The organism is Pedobacter ghigonis (genome assembly GCF_903166585.1).
Classification (GTDB): domain Bacteria; phylum Bacteroidota; class Bacteroidia; order Sphingobacteriales; family Sphingobacteriaceae; genus Pedobacter; species Pedobacter ghigonis.
In genome coordinates, this window is record NZ_CAESCM010000014.1 from 161814 (window position 1) to 180098 (window position 18285).

General features: G+C 41.4%; 16 protein-coding genes and 1 riboswitch. Of the genes, 10 read left to right on the forward strand and 6 right to left on the reverse strand.

The window, feature by feature from the left end:
* Entirely contained in the window at positions 1 to 1221 is a 1221-nt protein-coding gene (locus HWV58_RS19030; RefSeq protein WP_175635607.1) for an enolase C-terminal domain-like protein, read from the reverse strand.
* 4 nt (positions 1222 to 1225) lie between these two features.
* Positions 1226 to 1996: an SDR family NAD(P)-dependent oxidoreductase gene (locus HWV58_RS19035; protein WP_175635608.1), complete on the reverse strand. Its 771-nt coding sequence runs from the start codon at positions 1994 to 1996 to the stop codon at positions 1226 to 1228.
* Positions 1997 to 2276: 280 nt separating this feature from the next.
* Between HWV58_RS19035 and HWV58_RS19040 the strand changes: the two genes are divergently transcribed.
* Entirely contained in the window at positions 2277 to 3155 is an 879-nt protein-coding gene (locus HWV58_RS19040) for an AraC family transcriptional regulator (protein WP_175635609.1), read from the forward strand.
* Between the two features lie 40 nt (positions 3156 to 3195).
* On the opposite strand, the gene HWV58_RS19045 is transcribed toward HWV58_RS19040, so the two are convergent.
* Positions 3196 to 4467 carry a peroxiredoxin family protein gene (locus HWV58_RS19045; protein ID WP_175635610.1) on the reverse strand — a complete coding sequence of 424 codons (1272 nt, stop codon included), beginning with the start codon at positions 4465 to 4467 and terminating at the stop codon, positions 3196 to 3198.
* Between the two features lie 139 nt (positions 4468 to 4606).
* Positions 4607 to 4713, forward strand: a riboswitch (SAM riboswitch).
* 319 nt (positions 4714 to 5032) lie between these two features.
* Between HWV58_RS19045 and HWV58_RS19050 the strand changes: the two genes are divergently transcribed.
* Positions 5033 to 8197 carry a SusC/RagA family TonB-linked outer membrane protein gene (locus HWV58_RS19050; protein ID WP_175635611.1) on the forward strand — a complete coding sequence of 1055 codons (3165 nt, stop codon included), beginning with the start codon at positions 5033 to 5035 and terminating at the stop codon, positions 8195 to 8197.
* A gap of 11 nt (positions 8198 to 8208) precedes the next feature.
* Positions 8209 to 9645, forward strand: a complete 1437-nt coding sequence (locus tag HWV58_RS19055) for a SusD/RagB family nutrient-binding outer membrane lipoprotein (protein ID WP_175635612.1) — start codon at positions 8209 to 8211, stop codon at positions 9643 to 9645.
* A 226-nt stretch (positions 9646 to 9871) separates the two neighbouring features.
* Here the strand turns inward: HWV58_RS19055 and HWV58_RS19060 are convergent, their stop codons facing one another.
* A complete protein-coding gene (locus tag HWV58_RS19060; RefSeq protein ID WP_175635613.1) occupies positions 9872 to 10072 on the reverse strand; it encodes a YtxH domain-containing protein in 201 nt (66 codons plus the stop codon).
* A gap of 596 nt (positions 10073 to 10668) precedes the next feature.
* Between HWV58_RS19060 and HWV58_RS19065 the strand changes: the two genes are divergently transcribed.
* The 4 genes from HWV58_RS19065 (at position 10669) to HWV58_RS19080 (ending at position 12485) form a co-directional block, all read left to right on the forward strand.
* Entirely contained in the window at positions 10669 to 11481 is an 813-nt protein-coding gene (locus tag HWV58_RS19065) for a DUF1223 domain-containing protein (RefSeq protein WP_175635614.1), read from the forward strand.
* A 12-nt stretch (positions 11482 to 11493) separates the two neighbouring features.
* Complete coding sequence (locus HWV58_RS19070; protein ID WP_175635615.1) at positions 11494 to 11667, forward strand: hypothetical protein; 174 nt, start codon at positions 11494 to 11496, stop codon at positions 11665 to 11667.
* A gap of 129 nt (positions 11668 to 11796) precedes the next feature.
* Positions 11797 to 12243: an organic hydroperoxide resistance protein gene (locus HWV58_RS19075; RefSeq protein ID WP_175635616.1), complete on the forward strand. Its 447-nt coding sequence runs from the start codon at positions 11797 to 11799 to the stop codon at positions 12241 to 12243.
* A gap of 53 nt (positions 12244 to 12296) precedes the next feature.
* Positions 12297 to 12485 (forward strand): hypothetical protein, encoded by a 189-nt coding sequence (locus HWV58_RS19080; protein WP_175635617.1) that lies wholly within the window; start codon positions 12297 to 12299, stop codon positions 12483 to 12485.
* Position 12486: 1 nt separating this feature from the next.
* On the opposite strand, the gene HWV58_RS19085 is transcribed toward HWV58_RS19080, so the two are convergent.
* Positions 12487 to 13248 carry a LytR/AlgR family response regulator transcription factor gene (locus HWV58_RS19085; protein ID WP_175635618.1) on the reverse strand — a complete coding sequence of 254 codons (762 nt, stop codon included), beginning with the start codon at positions 13246 to 13248 and terminating at the stop codon, positions 12487 to 12489.
* Positions 13229 to 14248 carry a sensor histidine kinase gene (locus tag HWV58_RS19090; RefSeq protein ID WP_175635619.1) on the reverse strand — a complete coding sequence of 340 codons (1020 nt, stop codon included), beginning with the start codon at positions 14246 to 14248 and terminating at the stop codon, positions 13229 to 13231. Before HWV58_RS19090 ends, HWV58_RS19085 begins: the two co-directional genes overlap by 20 nt.
* A 241-nt stretch (positions 14249 to 14489) precedes the next feature.
* Between HWV58_RS19090 and HWV58_RS19095 the strand changes: the two genes are divergently transcribed.
* The 3 genes from HWV58_RS19095 to HWV58_RS19100 all read left to right on the forward strand — a co-directional run bounded on the left by HWV58_RS19095 (position 14490) and on the right by HWV58_RS19100 (position 17119).
* Positions 14490 to 15206, forward strand: a complete 717-nt coding sequence (locus HWV58_RS19095; RefSeq protein ID WP_217707030.1) for a winged helix-turn-helix domain-containing protein — start codon at positions 14490 to 14492, stop codon at positions 15204 to 15206.
* A gap of 91 nt (positions 15207 to 15297) precedes the next feature.
* Complete coding sequence (locus HWV58_RS24315) at positions 15298 to 15516, forward strand: substrate-binding domain-containing protein (RefSeq protein ID WP_217707031.1); 219 nt, start codon at positions 15298 to 15300, stop codon at positions 15514 to 15516.
* A 10-nt stretch (positions 15517 to 15526) separates the two neighbouring features.
* A complete protein-coding gene (locus tag HWV58_RS19100; RefSeq protein WP_175635620.1) occupies positions 15527 to 17119 on the forward strand; it encodes a solute:sodium symporter family transporter in 1593 nt (530 codons plus the stop codon).
* Positions 17120 to 18285: the final 1166 nt, after the last annotated feature.

An 18285-nucleotide genomic window follows, 5' to 3' on the forward strand; every position in this document is an offset into this window, starting at 1 on the left:
TTATTTTAAATCGCAACTTGATCCGGCTTCCTGAGGGGTAACATACACCCCGTTTTCAATTTTAATCGGATTAACGAAATGTGCTTTCAGGTGTGGAATATGTTCTAAAAATAAGGCTTCGTGACCCATTGCAATGTGGTTAAACAGTACCAGGTGTTGGTGAAGCTGTCCCATGTCGCCCACATGCGGTACTACCGGAATACCGAATTTTTTAGCCATTAAACTGATAGTAATGAATTCGCTTACGCCACCTACGCGTACAGCATCTACCTGAGCAAAACCTGTACAACCCGTTTGCAGGTAGTTTTTAAAGATGATGCGGTTAGGTACATGTTCGCCCAATGCCAGTTTTATGGGGTTGATGGCTTTGGCCAGGGTTTGGTGGGCTAAAACATCATCAGGATGGGTTGGTTCTTCTACCCAATACGGATTCATGTTTTTGAGCTCGTTACAAATGGAAATGGCCTGTGGTAAAGTCCATTGCTGGTTGGCATCGAGCATTACTTTCGAGTTTTCGCCTGCTACTTCGCGCACAATATTGGCGCGGCGGATGTCTCTTTGCGGATCGGCAGAGCCTACCTTTAATTTCATGGCGGTAAAACCACTGTCGATAGCTTTCTTACAGTTTTCGCGTACCTTTTCGTCGTCGTAATTAAACCAGCCAACTGAGGTATCGTAACCGGCATAACCCGTTGCTAAAATGCCCTCACGGTTTTTCTTTGAATCGACCTGAGCATGCAAAAGTTCAATGGCTTCTTCTTTGGTGAGCACATCTTCCAGGTAGGATAGATCGAGTGTGTTTACAATTTGTTCAGGTGTTAAATCAATCAATAATTTCCAAAGCGGTACACCACGTTTTTTGGCCCACAAATCGTAACAGGCGTTGGTAACAGCGGCCAAACCCAAATGTACCACACCTTTATGGGGACCTAACCATCTAAATTGCTGCTCGTTTGAGAGGGTTTTAAAGGTATCGCCAAAACCTGCCATCAGTTCCTCAATATCATTACCTTTTATTTTATCGGCGTAAAAAGCAGCTGCTTTACAAACCAGGTCGTTACCCTCGCCTAAAGTAAAGGCCAGGCCATTACCGGTAAGGCCGCTTTCATCGCCCAGTTGGGCTACAGCGTAAGAGTATTGCGGATCTTTATGTATTGCATCGCTACCAGCACCTGTAGCCAGTTCAAATCTTTTGTCGAGTATATTAATTTTATGGATCATATTATTAAATAATGGTTCTGTAACCTAATTCTGCGCCACCGCTTACAGGTAAAATGGTACCGGTTATAAATCGCGCGGCATCGCTGAGCAGAAATACACAGGCATCGGCAATTACATCCCCATTGGGCATGTTGCCTAAAGGCTGCAGTTTGTTGAGGTATTGTTCTAAATCTGTTTTATTGGGCTGCTCGTTGCTCCAGGCTTGTAGTGTGGGGGTATTAATGGCCGCAGGTGAAACCGCGTTTACCCGCACCTGAAAGGGAGCATAATCTAAAGCCATGGCTTTGGTTAAGGCATTTACAGCACCTTTGGTGGCTACGTAAGCGGCATGGTTTTCCTGACCAATGCTTCCCACCAGCGAACTGGTACTCAGGATGCTTCCTTTGGTTGTTTTTAAATGTGGTAAGCCATGGCGGGTGGTAAATAAAATACTTTTCAGGTTAATGTTCATCAACAAATCCCATTCACTATCGCTGGTTTGATGTAGAGGCTTTGACGGACTGGCAATAGCTGCATTGTTGTGGATCGCATCTAAACGGTTGTATTTGTTAATTACCAGTTCTATAGCAGCCTGTACTTCTGTTTCCTGGCTTACATCGCATTGGATAAAAGTATTAGGCTGAGCCAGTTCACTTAATTTTTGCTCAGCAATGGGATTTTTATCTGCTATACAAACAATTGCACCTGCATTACTGTAGGCTTTGGCACATTCCCAGCCAATACCATCGGCGCCGCCTGTTAACAGGATCACTTTTTGGTGTAAATTTTGGTTCATTTTATATCGTTAATTTTTAACCTGCTCCGGTTAGGGATTGGTTTTATTGATTTGGTTAGTATGGGAAATTACTCAAAGTTAGGCCGAAGAAAGGCTAAATTCTAAAGCTCCATTTGCTATTTTTGATGTTATTTTAGCAAGTATTACAGTTTGTTTGCTTTATTTTGATAATGTAGCGTATATTTGGCTAAAGGTTGTTATCTCCAAATAGGATCTGCATGATTAAGCAGTATTTGCGTTATACTGACCTAACCAAATATAAACCCTATAAAATGCCCCTATGAAACCGGTTTTTGCTAAAATACTGGAAGGTTTGGATAATGAAATCTTTAAAACGAAGGTAATAGACCAGCCTTACTTTTCTACAGCTTTTCATTTTCATGTCGAATGTCAGATTACCTACATGGTTGAAAGTGAAGGGAAGCGCATTATTGGCGACAGTATAGAAAATTTCGAAAAAGGTGAGCTGATCTTTCTTGGCTCCAATATCCCGCATGTTTGGTACAACCGCGAAGCCTATTTTGACGATAAGGTAAACCAGAAACACGCGCGTTCTATTTCGGTATTTTTTAATCCGGATAAGCTGATCGAATTGTTGGTACAGCTGGGCGATATGCAGAAAATGAAAGCAGTGTTGCAGATAGCCGGCAGGGGAATGAAGTTTTATGGTGAAACCAAATCGCAGTTAAAGAAACTCCTGGTGCAGCTGGTTAAAGAGGAAGAGGATTTTCCAAAAATGATTTTGCTGTTTAAAATACTCGAGGTATTGAGCCATACCAAAGAGTACGATTTACTGGCCAGTCAGGGTTATACCAATACCTACCAGCTAAAAGATAACGACAGGATGGATAAGGTATTTAAATATGTGTTCGAAAACTTTGCTGCCGATATGCAACTGGACGATGTAGCTGCGTTGATTAACATGAACAAACAGGCTTTTTGCCGTTATTTTAAAAGCCGCACCCAAAAAACCTTTGTTGAGTTTGTAAATGAAGTGCGCATTGGTCATGCCTGCAAGCTGATTACCGATGGCGAAAGGCAAATCGGTAACCTGGCTTATGAATGTGGTTTTAACAGCCTGTCTAATTTTAACCGGTTTTTTAAAGAAGCTAAAGGCGTAACCCCACGCGATTACAAAAAGATGGTGGCTACGGCCTAATAATTTTTAATTATCCCGGGTACAAAGTTTTAGGCTGCGCTTACTTTTTTAGTAAGGCATCAATCTCGGTATTAAACTCTTTTTTAAATTCGTCGTAAAATTTGCCTGTAGCCGGACCATTAAAGCCGGTGTGTATTTGGGCAACATTTCCCTGTTTATCGATAATAATGGTAGTAGGGAAAGATAAAAACGAATCTAATGCAGGTAAGGATTCGGCTACCACCTGCTTATCGGCTGTACCGGCAATAACCTGATCGTATTCAATACCAAAGCGCTCGCGGAAACGGCTCATTACTTTTTTAGCATAGTCTGGCTCAGTAGAACGTTCGTAGTGTAAGGCAATAACTTCTACACCACGTTTCTTGTTTTCTTTATACCAGGGCGCAATAAAGGTAGCTTCATCTACACAATTGGGGCACCAGCTGCCAGTGATGGTTAAAACCACGACCTTGTTTTTGTACTTCTCATCTTTTAACGAGATCTTTTTTCCATTAACATCTGCAAAACTAAAATCGAGGGTTTTATAACCCGGTTTCAGGTAAGTGAGTTTGTAGGCATCGGGCAGGGCAGCGTTAACATTCTTAACACCTGTAAAAGGCTGGCTTCCTCTTGCACCTAAAATTTCGCCGCTTAAAGTGCCATCGGGCTGGAAAGTACCTTTGTAGTAAGCAGGAGAGGAGCCAATAAAGCTCGATAGCTGAAATTCGTTACCTTCTACAACGCCTTCCAGGTAGCGCGAATCGCCGGTTACGCGTAAAAAAGTACCGGTAAGCTTGTTGCCTGTTTGCTTAAATAAACCTACTGTTTTTTCGTCCTTGCCATTTGGCGATTTGAAAACCACATCGTAGCTTCCTGAGTAATTGGCTGTGGCAGGTTTACCATCTGTTTCGAAACGGTAGTTTTTACGCTCGGCTACAATAGCCAAAGGTTTACCGGTTTGGCCTTGTTTCCTTAATGTGCCGGTAAGCTGATCGCCAGTTATGGCAAATGCCAGTTCGTTATCAAACTGATCGAGTTTTACAAAAAGCGAATCGGCAGTTTGTTTAACTAAACCACCTTCAAAACTTTCTTCGGCATTGCGGAAATATAATTTCTGCTGACCACTTTTTTCGTTGATTTCAAAGTTGAAAGGGATTTCCAGTCCTTCTTTTACTTTGGCAACTCCGCGCCAGCTACCGAGTGCTACAAAGGCATTAGGCTTTTCTTTTTGGGCTTTTAACCCTGTATGATTGGCCAATACGGTTTGATCTTGTGCAAAGGATATGGTAGTTGATATGGCCAAAATGGCTGTGAAAATTGATTTCAGATTCATTGGGATGTGTTTTAATCGACTAAATTAGTCGACAAATATACGGCTCGTAATTGGCAAGAAAAAATTTTCAGATAAAAAAATATATAAAAACTATAGAATTACTGGATTTAATTATACCTTTGCCGCAGTTATTTAAAAATGCTTATCAAGAAAGGCGGAGGGAATGGCCCTGTGAAGCCTTAGCAACCATCTAAGTTTTAGAAATGGTGCTAATTCCATCCCGGATGAATCTGGGGTAGTTAAGTCAGCAGTTTGCGTTATCCTTATTAATATGGAGCACTTCTGACTTTTGGTTGAGGTGCTTTTTTTGTAACCGGGCTTTTTTGAAAGTAACTTATTTACTAATGATCATTTCCAGATGAAAAAAACAGACGTACTAAAATCTATTTATTTAAACCAAACAAGGTATTTCCGAATGCGTATGCCCTGTTAAGATGCATTCATTTTAACGGGCTTTTAAGCTAACCAATCCTTTCATTTTTTAAGCAAAAAACACGGTTTATAGCCGTGGTGGAAAGGTATTGCCCAAATTATTGTCTCCATTAACTAATTATTACAACACAAGATGTACAAAAAAATTAAATCAATAGCGTTTATTTTGCTGCTCTTTACGGCGCAGCAGCTACTTGCGCAAAATGTGCCTGTTACGGGTACAGTAAAATCGGCCGAGGGCGAAACTCTGCCAGGTGTTTCTGTTTTGATCAAAGAAACCAAACAAGCCACCACTACCGATGGTAAAGGGGCTTTTAGTATTAGTGCACCCGAAAAATCTACGCTCGTATTTTCTTATATTGGCTTTAAAACCCAGGAAATTCAGGTTATTAAGGGCAGCCCGATAGCTGTGGCGCTCCAATCGAGCGATCAATCGCTTGATGAAGTTGTGGTTACCGCTTTGGGTATATCGCGACAAAAGAAATCGCTGGGTTATGCTGTTCAGGAATTAAAGGGGCAGGATTTGGCCGAAGCAAAAGAATCGAACCTGGTTAATGCCCTTGCTGGTAAAATTGCCGGTGTAAGGGTAACCAATAGCCAGGGAAGTATGGGGTCGTCGCGCGTGGTCATCAGGGGTGAAACTTCCATTGCCGGTAACAACCAGCCACTGTTTGTGGTAGATGGAATTCCGGTTGATAACTCGCAGTTAAACTCGGCCGGTGCCAGGGATTATGCCAATACCATTTCGGATATCAATCCTGAAGATATTGAATCGATGAGTGTGCTTAAAGGTCCAAATGCGGCCGCATTGTACGGATCGCGGGCTGCAGCTGGTGTAATCATCATCAAAACCAAAACCGGTAAATCAAAAAAAGGATTGGGAATTGTTGTTAATTCGAACGCGGTTTTAGAAAGCCTGCTTACCCTTCCGGTATATCAAAATGCTTTTGGGCAGGGCTCCGAAGGTAAATTCAGCTATGTAGATGGTGCTGGTAAAGGTTTAAATGACGGGGTTGATGAGAGCTGGGGACCGAAACTGGATGGCAGGTTAATTCCGCAGTTTTTCTCTAAGGGTGTAGCTGTTCCTTTTGAAGCGCACCCGGATAATGTGCGCGATTTTTTCCAAACCGGTTATTCCTTAAATAACGGTGTATCGATTGCAGATGCGGGCGAAAAATACGATTACAGAATCTCTTACAACAATTTAAAGCAGGTAGGTATTGTGCCTAATTCGGGACAGGGGAAAAATTCGTTTGTACTGAATACCAGCCTTAAAATAACCCCGAAATTAACCTTAACGGCTAATGCCAATTACAGTAAACTTAATTCGGATAACTTACCGGGTACAGGTGGTTCGCGCTCTACGAGTACCATGTTGCAGTTTACCTGGTTTGGCCGTCAGGTTGATATTAACCAGTTGAAAAATTATTTGGATGAGAATGGAAAAACGTTTAACTGGAATAACAGCTATTACAGCAATCCATACTGGGTAGCTTACGAAAATACGGTATCGCAAAACAGGAACCGCATCATCGGGAGTTTAGCGTTGAATTATAAAATCATAGATGGTCTTGATCTAAATTTCAGGTCAGGAACGGATTATTACAACGACAGACGTAAAGTACGGATTGCTTATGGTACCAATGGAACACCTTTTGGATCGTATACCGAAAGTGCTTTTACAGTAAACGAAAACAATACCGATGCAACCTTAAACTTTAACAAACAGCTAAACGATGATTTTAGCCTGGAGTTACTGGGTGGGGGAAATATCCGCAGGCAGTATATCGAACAAAACGACCAAAGTGCACCTAAACTGGCCATTGCCGGACTTTATACACTTAAAAACTCACGCGATCCTTTGGTATCATCAAATAACCTGTCGCGTTTAAAATCTTATAGTGTATATGCTTCCGGACAACTCGGTTTCAGAAATTACCTGTTTGCCAACATTACTGCCCGTAACGATTGGTCGTCTACCTTGCCTGCTCAAAACAGGTCGTATTTTTACCCATCGTTTAACGGAAGTTTTGTGGCTACCGAAGCTTTTGATATTAAAAGCGAAGCCCTTAATTATTTAAAAATACGTGGTGGCTGGTCTAAAGTAGGTAAAGATGCAGATCCTTACCGTTTGATTAATACCTATGTTTTTAGCGCTCCGTTTTATGGAAATCCACAGCTGAATACAGGATCTATCGATCTTAATCCTAACCTGAAACCCGAAACCACCACCTCAACTGAGTTGGGTGTTGAGGCCGTATTCTTCAACAAAAGATTGCGTTTCGATTTAAGTGCTTACAATACCAACAGTTATAACCAGATTTTAGCGGCCGATGTAAGCCAAAGTACCGGTTTTAGTTCGAAATTGTTAAATGCCGGAAAAATCAACAATAAAGGTATAGAGGCGCAGTTGGGTATTACGCCAATTAAAAAGGCTTTTACCTGGGATATTGATTTAAACTTTGCCGCAAACAGGAGTCGGGTAATTGAGCTGGATGCCGAAAAATTATTAACCAATTATGTTGTTGCATCTAACTCGGCACAGGTAATTGCAACGGTGGGTCAACCTTACGGATCGTTATTTGGTACCGCATTTTTAAGAGATGGTAACGGCAATATTATTGTAAATGCAACCGGCGCTCCGGCAACTAACCCAACCAAGCAGGTATTGGGTAAATATACCCCGGATTGGATTGGTGGTGTGTATAATACCTTTAGCTATAAAGGCATTAGTTTAGGCGTGTTGGTTGATGCCAGCATTGGTGGTTCTATTTACAACGGTACCTATGCTACCGGTACTTATACCGGCGTTTTAGCCTCAACATTACCGGGTAGAGCCGCAGAGTATGGCGGTATTGCTTACTATTATCCGGGTAACGATAAAACCAAAGGAACTGTACGGTTAAACGGAGCAGCTCCGGCTGGTGAAACTGTTTACGACGATGGGGTTATTTTTGACGGGGTAACTGCCGATGGCAAACGCAACGAGAAAATATTACCGGCCCAACAGTATTACAAATCGTTCAGGAATATTGATGAAGCCAATATTTTCAGTGCTTCTTATGTTAAACTCCGCGAAGTAAAACTAAGTTATAACCTGCCAGCCAAATGGTTGCGCCCGCTAAGCCTGCAAGGTGTTTCGGTATCGCTTGTTGGCCGTAACCTGTGGATTATTCACCGCAATACGGTTGATATTGACCCGGAAGTGGCTTTTAATACTGGTAACGGTCAGGGGCTTGAAAGTCTTTCGAACCCCAGTACCCGCAGTTACGGCATTAACCTGAATGTTAAATTTTAAGTATTCCCATCATGAAAAATAAGAAACTCTATATATTCGCCATTTTGGCCCTTGCCTTTTCATCTTGCAAAAAAGAGCTCGATGAGGTAAACATCAATCCCAATGCTCCTGAAGTTGCGCAACCCGATTATTTACTTACTGGAACGACCAAAACCACTGTCGATACCTATTGGGGCGTAGCCAATAACATGAATTCGAGCCTGCTTTTTGCACAGCACTGGGCTAAAGTGCAATACACTGAAGAAGATCGTTTTATCTTTTCGAACAGTAGCTTTACTTCACTGTGGTCTACCGGTTATGCCCAAAGTATTGCCGGCTTTAATAAAATCATCGAACTGGGCGATGCACAAGGTAACACCAATTATAAAGGTGTAGCATTGGTACTGCGTTCGTGGGTATTTTTATTGCTTACCGATGCTTATGGTGATATTCCGTATTCGCAGGCAGGAAAAATAAAACAATTTGTTACACCGGTTTACGATAAACAGAAGGATGTATATTACGGTATTTTAAACGATTTGAAAACTGCACAAGCCGCGCTCGATCCTGCTTCGGGAAAAGTTATTGCCGGTGATGTAATTTACGGCAATAATATTGCATCGTGGAAAAAGTTTGCCAATTCATTACGTCTCCGCATCGCTTTGCGTATTGCAGATAAGGATGCAACTAAGGCCAAACAGGTAATAGACGAAATACAGGCCGAAGGTGGTGCTTATATCAGCAGTAATTCAGAAAATGCACAATTAAAATATGATGTTTCGCCACAACAAAATCCGGTTGCAGCATCGTTCGAAACCCGTAACGATTACCGGATAAGTAAAACCATTGTAGATAAACTTTTTGCGCTAAACGACCTGAGATTACCGGTGTATGCGAGCAAAACGGAGAATGCTACGGCACAAACCTATGTAGGTATTCCAAACGGTTCTACCAACTCGGAGGCAAGTGCCATTGGTTTGGCCAATTCATCTAAACCAGGCACTTATTTTCTCGATGCCAAAGCGCCGGCTGTAATTTTTAGCTATGCCGAATTGCTTTTCGATCGCGCTGAGGCTGCTGCACGAGGTTTCACGACCGAAAATGCGGAGGATTTATATAAGCAGGCTATCCGGGCATCGTTTGCACAATACAATATCAGCGGAACCGCAGTTGATAGTTACATCAGTCAGACCGCTGTAGTTTATGATGCCGCAAACTTTAAGAAATCAATCGGTGAGCAGAAATGGATTGCCTTATTTGGTCAGGGCCTTGAAGCCTGGACCGAGCGCAGAAGGTTAGATTACCCACAATTAACGGCTTCGGTTAATACCGTTTTAAACGGACAGATTCCGGTACGTTTTATTTATCCGGGTACTGAACAATCGCTTAACGGACAGAATTATAAAAATGCTGTTAGCAGTCAGGGTGCCGATTTATTAACAACAAAACTTTGGTTTGATGCTTTTTAATGCTGTGATACAATGCCATTAAGTTAAAAACGATTAACCACGGATGCACACAGATAAACACGGATTATATCTGTGTGCATCCTTTTGATCTCCCGATATTCGGGACAAGTGGTGGTTAAATAATCATTACGAACAAAAAAAGTCCCGGTTTTTAATCGGGACTTTTTACTTTTTACGATCAAAGAAAAAGGTAAACCTGTTCAGGTTCTTTTCTTTTTACCGGTATTCATCTGGCCAAATCTTCGGCAGCATTGCTAAGCCTCGATTTTAGATCTTGTGTGTAATCTTTTGCCTTATCAGCCCATTGAGGCGCTTTGTCCATTAATTCGTCTACTATAGATTGGCCCGTAATTGGGTCCTTCTTCGTGATATATTTTACGCCTGCGTAAACCGCGGCACCAATAATTGCTGTTTTTAAAATTCCCATGTCGTTTTCTTTTGTTTTTTAGTTAAACATTTTGAGGTAGTTAAAAGTTTTAGACGGCTTTAGCTTCTTGTTGTTACAACCTTCGGAGTTTGTATCACAAAACATTAAAACGAAAAAAGTTAGAATTTATTGAATAAGGATGATCTTGTCCCCCTTTGAAGGGGGCAGGGGGATGATTTTGGCGATACGTATGAATTAATTAACCACCTAAGACACGTAAGGACATTTAAGTTGTTTTGTTCTTAAATGCCTTATATGGTAAAAAAAATATTGAGGAATAATAGGAGAGATGCTGAAAGGAATGCGATATCTATCGGATCAGCATGTTGGGGGATATGGTGTAACAGGGGAGATGCTGAAACAAGTTCAGCATGACGGATGGAGGATACGCGGCATGGCGGTTTTGGGGGGTAATGAGTTAATCTCGTCCCCCTTTGAAGGGGGCAGGGGGATGATTTTGACAATTTCCAAATTCCACTGTCCGGTTCAGTTTGCTTACTTACTATTTCATGCCTTAATATGCCTAGTCTGGCTATTTTGTAGGTTGCCGGGAGGGTTTTTTGAGATAGTTTTGAGCAACAAAAAAACACAGAAACATGAAAATAACGAAAATTTTATGGTTGGCTAATTTCTTCCTTGTTATTACGCTTTCCATTACGGCCTTTGCGGCAATGTATAAAACTCCTGAAAAAGATAGCACGGTTAAAATGCCCGGAAAGGGTTTTGCTGTGGTCGAATTGTTTACTTCTGAGGGTTGTTCGAGCTGTCCGCCTGCCGATGAGCTTTTGGCCAGACTGGAAAAAGAATCAGCCGGAAAAGATTTGTTTGTATTGGCCTACCATGTCGATTATTTCGATCGATTAGGCTGGAAAGACACTTTCGGGAATCCGGAATATTCGAAAAGGCAGGCGCAGTATGGGCAGTGGCTAGGGTTGCCTCAAATTTATACCCCACAGGTAATTGTTAATGGTGCAAACGAATTTATCGGTTCGGAAGAAGCCAGCATTCGCAATGCCATTTCGACCCAGCTGGGTACCAAAGCAAGCGCGGAGCTGAAACTCCAGTGGCATCAAACTGATCAGGACTTTAAGGTAAATTATCAGGCTTCGGGCGAAATAAAAGGCAGTAAACTGTTAATTGCTCTTGTACAAAAAGCTGCCAGTACCCGAGTAGCCAGAGGCGAAAACGAAGGGAGAACCTTATCGCATGTGCAGATTGTACGGAAGTTGCAAAGCGAAAAGATCAGCGCTGAGGGAAGCGGAGCGGTTTCGGTTTCATTGCCAAAAGGCTACAACGAAAAAGACTGGGAAATTATTGGTTTGCTGCAAAACCAAACTACCGGTAAGCTTATCGCGGCTACTAAAGCGACCCAATTTGAATCAAACAACAATGCCAGTTTACATCATTAAACCTTTACAGCCATGGAAAATACAATCAAAAAAAGCCACAGCAAATTTATGGTAACATTAGTTTCAATGCTCTCCATGTTATTTCTGCTTACTCCGCCTTTCGAACGAAATGTTCAGCAATGCGAAATGGTGATGGAAATTACAAGGAAAAAGAAAAACGGCTTTCTGCCTGATGGAGAAGAATAAAAACTGATAAAAAACTCAACCCGGCAAATGTCCGGCTTAGCGGGTAATCTGCCTGACTCACCCGATTATGGTCGTTAGCCCGCTGATTAAGCAATAATTTTGAATAACAAATTTAAAAAACACAATACAATGGAAAATAATCAAAACGGAAATCCTACAGTGGATTTAAACACAAAAGTATTATATACAGGAAAAACACACACTACAGGTGGTAGAGATGGCAACTCAAAAAGTACTGATGGAAAATTAGAAATTGCCCTTTCTTCGCCAGGTTCAAACGGTAAAGGCACAAACCCTGAGCAGCTGTTTGCTGCGGGTTGGTCGGCATGTTTTATTGGCGCAATCGGACTGGCCGCTGCAAAGCACAAAATAGCTTTACCTGCCGGTCTTGCGGTTGATGCTGAGGTGGATCTTTGTGTAACTGATGGCGCATACAGCTTGCAAGCCAGGTTAAATGTAAGCCTACCCGGCTTATCTACTGAGGAAGCCAGGTTGCTAACCGATACTGCACACCAAACCTGTCCGTATTCAAAAGCTACCAAAGGCAATATCCCTGTCGAAATTAATTTAGTGTAATCAATTTAACCGCGGAGGCAGATGTTTAAATATGCCTCCGTTTTTTTTATCAGATGATGATTAGTTTAACTTTAAACCCCGATGTTACCTTATGCTGTATGGCCGCCTTATCGATCGTAATGTCGGATATTTGCAGCAAGCCAAGGTTGCTCCAGCTGCCGGTAATTGAAAATGAAACAGCCGGACATAAGGAGGTGCGTGAGGAAATCAGGCACATTCTCGAACAACAATTTTCCGGTTAGTTTACCTGTTCTCCAGCCAGTTTAAAAATGCGGTTGTTTTTTCTTTCCCAATCAGCAGTTTTTCGGGCGAGGGAATAACCAGTTTAACAAATAGTTTACGGTCGAAATAGTGCTCTACTTCCTTGATCGCGCTAAAATTAACAATATACTGGCGGTTAAGCCTAAAGAACTGCAGAGCAGAAAGTTGCCCCTGTATGGTATCCAGCGATTGGTTCAGGGTATATTCTTCCTCTTTCAAGGTCATAATGGTTGGCGAATCGTTGCGGATGTAGATAAAAGCAATCTGCTCGGTCGGAACCGTTGTATATTTATTGTGTTTGAACACCAGAAAGCTCTTTTTCCCTTCGTTTGGCCCAATTCGTTTAATCAGCTCGTCCATATCCGGGAGCTTGTTTTGCTGGAAAAAATTCTGAAACTGATCTACCTTTTCAAAGGCCTTTTGCAGGTCTTCCTGCGAAAAAGGTTTAAGCAGATAATCAATACCATTGGCTTTAATGGCATCCATCGCGTACTCGCCATAAGCGGTACAAAAAATTACGGGACAACTGATTTTTACCGATTGAAAAATTTCAAAGGAAAGGCCGTCCGATAACTGGATGTCCATAAAAATCAGATCGGGTTGCTCGTTTTCCGTGAAATAATGCACCGTATCGTCAATACTTTGCAGGTTAGCTACAACCTGTGCTTTCGGACGTATTTTATTGATCAGGTTTGATAAAGACTTGGCAGCCTTCAGCTCGTCTTCAATGATGATAATCTTCATGTATAAGGGGAAGTTTTATACTAAAATGGGTGTCTGTTTTGGTAATGATAATCTCTTTGTTCAGCAAATGACTGTAGCGCTGGTTAATGTTTTCGAGACCAATTCCGGTAGAGGCCTCGGGGGTACGCTTGGGCTGGATTTTGTTCTCTACCACAATAAAATCACCATCCACATATAACTTAATGTGCAGGGGCTTGTACAGTGAGAGCACATTGTGCTTAATGCAGTTTTCGATCAAAAGCTGGAGCGTAAAAGGCGGAATGAGCGATTGCTGGTAATTTTTATCAATATCAATTGAGAGATCAATGCCATCTTCAAAGCGGGCCTTTAACAAAAAGAGATAAGCTTCTAAAATATCAAGTTCTTCGGCCAGTTTAATCAGGTCGTGCTTGCGGCTTTCCAGCGTAAAACGGTAAAAATCTGAAAGTTTAAGGATAAATTCTACGCTATGTTTATCGTTACTTTCTACCATGTATTTCAGCGTATTGAGGCTGTTGAAAAGGAAGTGCGGATTAACCTGTTGTTTTAAGAGTTCGTATTGGGCACCCAGGTTATCTGCTTTGGTACGTTCGAGTTCGATACCTACCTGCTGGTTCTGGTAGTTCTGGTACAGCAGGTTCAAAAACATGTAAAAGGTAATGTTTACCAAAATTCCCCTTACCTCAAACATCAGCATTACAGGGCCAAAGTGAATGGAACTGAGCAAATATTGTTGCAGGCAGGACAGTAAAAACATTAAAAGTATCCCGAAGAAAAGACCTTTAATGAGCCGCATTACCGAAAAACCGCTGGCTACATCGCGAGAAGTGTAAGCAGGGAGGGTAAAAACGTTATAATACCAGATTAATACGGCAAAAAGAAAGGTTACGGCTGCATCGGCAAGCGCTTCATATATATTAAAGCGGTGTTCGGCAATTTTGGGAATGGAAGTGAGTACACCCAGAAAAAAAGAACTCAGCCATATTACTTTGTGCGGAATCTTAAATGTTTTCTTTTTCATGCGTTTCAAATATACTATAAAGTTTAGCGTCTTGCTAAACTTCCTTCGGGGCTTTGTGTGTTGTCAGATGTTACCATCTGACAGATCTCGCGATGTAACAAACTAAAAGTTAAAATCTAATCATGCCAGATGGTAACATCTGGCGTGATGAAATTAAATTTTAATAGATAATCACCATTAAATTTTTATATTTCGAGCAAAATTAGCTTCACTAAAACGATTACTAACCACATAACGCTGCATGAATAAGGAAAAACTGTTCAACGAAATCAAGGATTTAAGCATTATTAATGCTTTTTCGAAACATGAACAGCTGGTGCAGGGGATTATTAACAGCTTAAACCATAAACACATTGCCAAAGGCGATATTTTGCCTTCGGTTAATGAAATGATGCGCGAAACGGGCTATGCCAAAGAAACCATTGGTAAGGCTTATAAAGAGCTGATTAGCAGGGGTATTGTAGAGTCGAAAAACCGGCGGGGCTATTTTGTAGCTACTGATGATACCGAACAGCACCTGAAGGTATGTTTATTGATTTATGCCTTTGATACTTTTCAGGAAACCTTTTATCAAAATTTCCGCGATCACCTGGGCGAAAACATTCAGGTAGATGTATATTTCCACCACAATAACTTCAGTGTTTTCGAATCCATTATCAACAGCAACAAAGGTCAGTATGGCTTGTACGTAATTGCGCCGATAGAAAGTAATGAGGCGAAAGCGGTACTTGAACAGCTACCCAAAGAAAAACTGCTGATTGTGGATCGCTATGTAGCACTGAAAGGGGAGTACTCTTACATTGTACAGGAGTTTGAAAATGCATCGTATAATGCTTTTTTACAGCTTGCGCCCCGCATTAAGGAATTTTCTGAATTTGTTTTCTTTTTTAAACCTTCGTCAGCAGAACCCAATGAGGTGCTGATTTCCTTTAAGCGTTTTTTTTATAAAAGAGTTTAACATTAACGGGGTAATCAAAAACCATTACGAAGCCGGAAGCATCGCTCCGGATAAGGTGTACTTTACCATCCACAACCTCGAGCTTTGGGAAATGCTGAAAGATACCAAAGTTAAGGGCTTAAAAGTGGGGAAAGATTTGGGCATCATTTCGCATAACGACGATAATGTGAAAGAGATCATTTTTGATGGCATTACCACCTTTTCGATCGATTTTGCCGAAATGGGGCGTTTGGCGGCTGAGTTTGTGCTGAGCTTAAACCCGGTTAAGCATGTGATGGAAAATAAACTGATCAGAAGGAACTCACTTTAGCAGCAAGGGCGTGGGAACGACAGCAATTATCAGTTTCATTTTGTTTACGGTTTTGGCCGCAACCATTTCTTATTTTAAAACCCGCCATAGCCAGCGCTCTACCATTACCGGTTTTTTCTTTGCCAACAGGAGCAATGGTTTTATAATTATCGGGGCTTCGCTGTTTTTTAGCAACATCAGCGCCAACCAGTTTATCGGCGAAAACGAATCGGTTTACATCAACAACATGTCGGTTATTGGCTGGGGCATATCGTCTATCCTGGCCATGATCATTGTGTCGGAATTTTTTATACCCATCTATTTTAAAACGGGCATTCGCACCATTCCAGATTTTTTAGAGAAACGTTACGATCCGCAGACTAAAACACTGGTTTCGGTTGTTTTCCTGTTCAGCTATATCATTAACCTGTTGCCAGCGGTTTTGTACGGTGGGGCAGTGGCTTTCAGCAACCTGATCGATCTTTCTGGTTTCCATCTCTCTTACTGGGAAAGTATCTGGTTTTTTGTGTGGATTATGGGGTTGATCGGTTCTGTTTATACCATTTTGGGCGGTTTTAAAGCGATTACCATTTCTGATACGGTTTTAAGTGCCGGTATGTTGATCTTAATTGTAGCATTGCCCTACTACGGTTTGCGCTATCTCGGTCAGGGCGATTTTTTCGGCGGACTTTCTACCGTGCTCTCGACCAAAAAAGAGCACCTTAATGCCATTGGGAGCAGTAAAGATGCCGTTCCTTTTTCTACTTTGTTTACCGGGATGCTGATTGTGAACCTGTATTACTGGGGTATGGAGCAATACATTGTTCAGCAGGTGCTGGCTGCCAAAAGTTTAGAAGAAGGTCAAAAAGGGATTGCTTTAACCTGTTTTGCCAAGTTATTATGTCCTTTAATGATTAATATACCGGGTTTAATTGCTGTGCATTTATATCCGGTTTTAACCAATACCAATCAGGTATTTCCCTTGCTGATTAAAGATGTATTGCCACCACTTTTAATGGGATTATCGGCCTGCGTTCTTTTCGGTGCAGCTATTACTACCTTTAATGCGGGCTTAAACAGTTCGAGCACTTTGTTTCTCCTGAATTTATATAAACCTTATATGGAGAAACGTGGGAAAGCACTATCGGATAAAAGCCTGTTGCGTACGGGACGGATGTTTCAAATTTCGGTGTCGTTGTTCGCTATGGCTTTTGCACCATTTATCATCTTTTCGAGAAATGGCTTTTACGAGTACCTGCAAAAAATAAGTGCAATTTTCAGCCTGCCCATTTTTACCATCATTTTCATAGGTTTCATTACCAAAAAGATGCCGCCCATTGCAGCTAAAATCGGGATGCTCTTTTTTATTACCTGCTATGTGTTAAGCGAGTGGGTATTTGCTATCCATTTGCACTACCTGCATACCCTGGCTATTATTTTTATCATCACCATTTTACTGATGCTGGCCATTTCAAAAATGTACCCTAACCAAAACCCTTACAGGCTGGTACTCGATAACAAAATTGAAATTATCCCCTGGCGCAGCAGACACTATTACCACGTGGTGTTAATTGCCTTAATGGCTTTGGTGTTTTTTATTTTCTCTTCTTACATGCTGGCGTAGTTGGTGGACAGTTTTCAATTATCAGTTGGCAATTGTCAATTCGCAATAACCATTGTTTAATAATCAATTATCAGACGCGGGCTGAGATAAGAAAATGCACGTTTCAACCAATTAACTACTAGATGAGATTTAATAAAAAGATCCGTCATCTCGATCCGATAGCTATCGGATGGAGCAAAGCGAAACGGAGGGATCTTTAAGTAGATTTAGCTTCGCTCGAAATGACGGATTGGCTATGGGTGGGACTAATGATGATAAACTAAAAAGATTTCTCGGCTGCGCTATGCTTCGCTCAAAAAGACGGATTGGCTCTGGGTGGGACTAATGAAATAATCTAAAAAGATTTAGCTTCGCTGAGCACTCCGTGGTTCTCGGCTGCGCTATGCTTCGCTCAAAATGACGGATTGGCTCTGGGTGGGACTAATGAAATAATCTAAAAAGATTTAGCTTCGCTGAGCACTCCGTGGTTCTCGGCTGCGCTATGCTTCGCTCGAAATGACGGATTGGCTATGGGTGAGACTAATGAACTAATGGCCAATGAACCAATCAACTAATAAATCGAAATTTCACCTACCCATTTGGAATATTAATTTTTTTGTTTATCATTGTATCTGGAAATAATAGGATAGTATAGGATAGGATAGAAATTGGTTTATATTCCAGCATGGAGAGGCTTAACCGCTTATTCATGATAAACAACAATTCAATAGTCGTCTGATTCTTTTTCTAGCTCCTGGTTTCCGCTAACCAAACCAACCAAAATATATGAGGAAATTTACAACTTATTCTAAAGCAGATCATCCTGCTATCGCTGAAAATCGACTGTGGCCCATGGCAACAGGCAGTTAGGAGTGCATCGCATTCATCTTTTACCTATTATAATCTTATTTGATTTACTCATTAAAAGCTAATTGGCAAATGAAGCAATTATTTTTGTGCGGGTACTTTCGGGTGCCTAGCAAATTAAAAAACGCATTGTTATTGACGGGTTCAATCTTTGTGTTTTTTCTGGTTTTTATGCCTGTGAAGGGTTTTTCGGGATCAAGCGGAAAAGTTGGGGGGATATCTTTTATGCATATATTTTCGATAATCTGAATAAGAAGAATTTAACATCCCTTACACCTCTCGATGTTGCTCTAAAGGCTTTGATCTTAGCATTGAAAGAT

Bases quoted from the DNA above. Each gene is read 5' to 3' on its own strand.
- HWV58_RS19030 (WP_175635607.1), bottom strand. From the start codon at position 1,221: ATGATCCATAAAATTAATATACTCGACAAAAGATTTGAACTGGCTACA.
- HWV58_RS19035 (WP_175635608.1), bottom strand. From the start codon at position 1,996: ATGAACCAAAATTTACACCAAAAAGTGATCCTGTTAACAGGCGGCGCC.
- HWV58_RS19040 (WP_175635609.1), top strand. From the start codon at position 2,277: ATGAAACCGGTTTTTGCTAAAATACTGGAAGGTTTGGATAATGAAATC.
- HWV58_RS19045 (WP_175635610.1), bottom strand. From the start codon at position 4,467: ATGAATCTGAAATCAATTTTCACAGCCATTTTGGCCATATCAACTACC.
- HWV58_RS19050 (WP_175635611.1), top strand. From the start codon at position 5,033: ATGTACAAAAAAATTAAATCAATAGCGTTTATTTTGCTGCTCTTTACG.
- HWV58_RS19055 (WP_175635612.1), top strand. From the start codon at position 8,209: ATGAAAAATAAGAAACTCTATATATTCGCCATTTTGGCCCTTGCCTTT.
- HWV58_RS19060 (WP_175635613.1), bottom strand. From the start codon at position 10,072: ATGGGAATTTTAAAAACAGCAATTATTGGTGCCGCGGTTTACGCAGGC.
- HWV58_RS19065 (WP_175635614.1), top strand. From the start codon at position 10,669: ATGAAAATAACGAAAATTTTATGGTTGGCTAATTTCTTCCTTGTTATT.
- HWV58_RS19070 (WP_175635615.1), top strand. From the start codon at position 11,494: ATGGAAAATACAATCAAAAAAAGCCACAGCAAATTTATGGTAACATTA.
- HWV58_RS19075 (WP_175635616.1), top strand. From the start codon at position 11,797: ATGGAAAATAATCAAAACGGAAATCCTACAGTGGATTTAAACACAAAA.
- HWV58_RS19080 (WP_175635617.1), top strand. From the start codon at position 12,297: ATGATGATTAGTTTAACTTTAAACCCCGATGTTACCTTATGCTGTATG.
- HWV58_RS19085 (WP_175635618.1), bottom strand. From the start codon at position 13,248: ATGAAGATTATCATCATTGAAGACGAGCTGAAGGCTGCCAAGTCTTTA.
- HWV58_RS19090 (WP_175635619.1), bottom strand. From the start codon at position 14,248: ATGAAAAAGAAAACATTTAAGATTCCGCACAAAGTAATATGGCTGAGT.
- HWV58_RS19095 (WP_217707030.1), top strand. From the start codon at position 14,490: ATGAATAAGGAAAAACTGTTCAACGAAATCAAGGATTTAAGCATTATT.
- HWV58_RS24315 (WP_217707031.1), top strand. From the start codon at position 15,298: ATGCTGAAAGATACCAAAGTTAAGGGCTTAAAAGTGGGGAAAGATTTG.